The organism is Archangium sp. (assembly GCF_036389735.1).
GTDB lineage: Bacteria > Myxococcota > Myxococcia > Myxococcales > Myxococcaceae > Archangium.
The window spans coordinates 1-2,483 of sequence record NZ_DASVWK010000630.1; the positions used below are offsets into that span (position 1 = coordinate 1).

The 2,483-nt window shown below is 66.2% G+C and carries 1 protein-coding gene and 1 pseudogene; both read right to left on the reverse strand.

Annotation, left to right across the window (positions count from 1 at the left end):
• Window positions 1–1,325, reverse strand: a 1,325-nt coding sequence (locus VF794_RS22050; RefSeq protein ID WP_331113504.1) for an MBL fold metallo-hydrolase, incomplete at its 3' end; no start/stop codon positions are given.
• 246 nt (window positions 1,326–1,571) lie between these two features.
• Window positions 1,572–2,483, reverse strand: a pseudogene (locus tag VF794_RS22055) (carbohydrate-binding protein); the annotation flags it as partial.

Consider the following 2,483-nt stretch of genomic DNA (forward strand, 5'->3'; position numbering starts at 1 on the left):
TCGCACATGGCGCGCAGGTCCTCCACCTCGGCGGCGATGAAGTTGTGCAGGGTGGCGTCGTAGACGTCCGGTGCGCGCGAGGCCCGGAAGCGGAAGGACAGCAGGAAGTCCTCCCAGTTGAGCTTGCGATCCAACACGCGCACCACATCCGCCGCGCTCGTGATGAACGTGTAGCGGCTCAAGTCGCGCACCTCACCCACCACGTCCACCCGACGCGCGCGGAAGTCCACGCGGATGAGCTGCTCGGGTAGCTCGATGAGGCCCATGTACAGGGGCATCGACACCCGGTCCGCCAGCGAGAAGGCATTGAGCTTGTGCTGCAGCTCCTCGCGCAGCCGCAGGTGGATGCGATCCACCTCCTCCAGCATCAGGTTGCGCCGCCGCTCGCGGAACACGCGCGTCTGGAGCGCCGCGTACGAGCGCAGGTACTGCGAGACGTTCTCATCGGTGACTCGCTCGGGCGCCAGCGTCACTAGGTCCCCGATGCCCACGTCGAGCACGTCCCCGGGCATGGGCTCGAGGAGGCGCGGCGTCTGCCCCGCCAGCCGGTGATTCAGGAAGGTGAACAGCTCCGAGGCGCGGGGGAAGATGTTCACCGGCTCGAGGTTGATGTGGAAGAGCGACGGATCCAGGAAGCAGGCCGGACCCGCCGAGGCCAGGTAGACGCGGGGCCGCACCGTCTCGATGGCGCGTGCCACCGCCTCGAACTTGCTGCCACGCTTCTGCCGCGAGTGATCCGCGTACGTCTCGCGCGAGTAGTCGTAGCAGGTGGGGTGCCAGATGGCGCCCGAGAACTGGGCCGTGAAGATGTCGATCGGCCCCTCCTCCGCGACGATGCCCGGCAGCCGATCGTGGATCTTGCAGTCGTTGAGGTTGAGGAAGCTCTGCCCATCGGCCTGGACGAGCAGGGCCGAGTCCCGGTTGGTGCCCGAGTCGGTGAGGTAGAGCTTGAGGTAGCCGCCCTTGATGGGCACCTCCTGCTGATCCGCGCAGGCGATGATCCGCCTGGCCCCGTACGCCTCGAACTCCTCCTGGAGCGCCGTACGGCGGAAGCGACCGATGACGACGGTGAAGTCCCGCTTCGTCAGGGTGCGCAGGAACGCGGGATCGTAGTGATCCTTGTGCTCGTGGCTGATGTAGAGGAAGCGCTCCTTCGTCGAGTTCTCCAACTTCTCGCGGACCAGGGGAGCGAGGTCGTGGTTGCGCGGAAATTGCATCCACGCCGAGTCGAAAGCACCCTCGGGAGAGAGCCACGGGTCCACGACCACCAGGGCGTGTTGGGTTTCGACCATGAAGCCGGCATGCCCGAGGAACGTGATCTGCATGGATGCTCCCCCGCGAGATCCGAGTCGGCGGTAACACCGGCCCGGAGTGATGCCACCGGAGTACGAGTTGTACGGTTCGGGGCGCGGCAAGGCTGGTGAGGGGGGAGGGATGCGGCCATGGCCCTTGGGTACGAGACGAGGGTTGAGCACCGCGCAGAGGTCGCGCACCGGGCATGAAAAAGGCGCGGGGATGGTGGAAATACCCGCGTCCCAACCGTCATCCCAGGTAGCTGACCCGGGCCCTACCTACTCGGTGATTTCCCGGACGCTCAGCCACTTGAAGTCCACGTCCGAGGCGCTGTCCCAGCGGAAGGTGGCGATGGGCCCGCCCCAGGTGATGGGCATGGCATCCACGGAGCCCCCACAGTGGGAGGCATCACCGCCGAGCTGGCCGTCATCCACGGTGTCGTAGACCTTCTTCCAGGTGACCTTGTCGGCGTTCTCGTTGAGCCACAGCTCCAACTTCACCGCGGGTTTCCCATGGGAGGTGGTGTTCCTCATGATGGACTTGAAGCCCACCCAGCGACCCTTGAGCGAGCTGGTGCCCGGCTTGTAGGCGGTCTGCTCGTAGCTCACGTGCCAGGTCTCCTTCTGCCAGCGCACGCGGCCGTCGTAGTGGAGGCTGCCCTTGTACGAGGAGCCCTCGCAGGCCAGCGAGTCGTTGTGGCGACCCCCGCGCGCGTACCAGGCGAAGTTGTCGCTCATGTCGCTGGCGGCGTTCACTTTCACATAGCCCGTCATCTCCACGTTCTTCCAATCGTTGGGCGCCTGCATGTAGCCGCGGCCCGCCAGGACATCCCGGTCATACGAGGGAATCCTCTTCGAGTCGTAGCCGGTGGAGGTGAAGGCGTGCATGCGCACCTGGCCGCTCTTCTGCTTCCAGGAGCCATCCGCGTTGCGCGTGATGGTGTCCCGCGGGTCGAAGCGCGAGTCGCTCAGCGCCTCGGTCTTGAGTGACCACGTCTCGCCCCCCGGCTTCGTCGGGTAGAGCTGGGTGATGCCAAACGCGTCCTTGTTCGACGTGGGAGCGGGAGCGGGAGCCGGTGCTGGAGTCGGTACGGGCGAGGAGGGAGTGGGGGCAGGCGTTTCCGTCTGGGGGTTGCCCGGCGATCCTTCATTCGTGCCCTCGCCGTTCAGCTCGGGGGGCGTCTGCGTCTC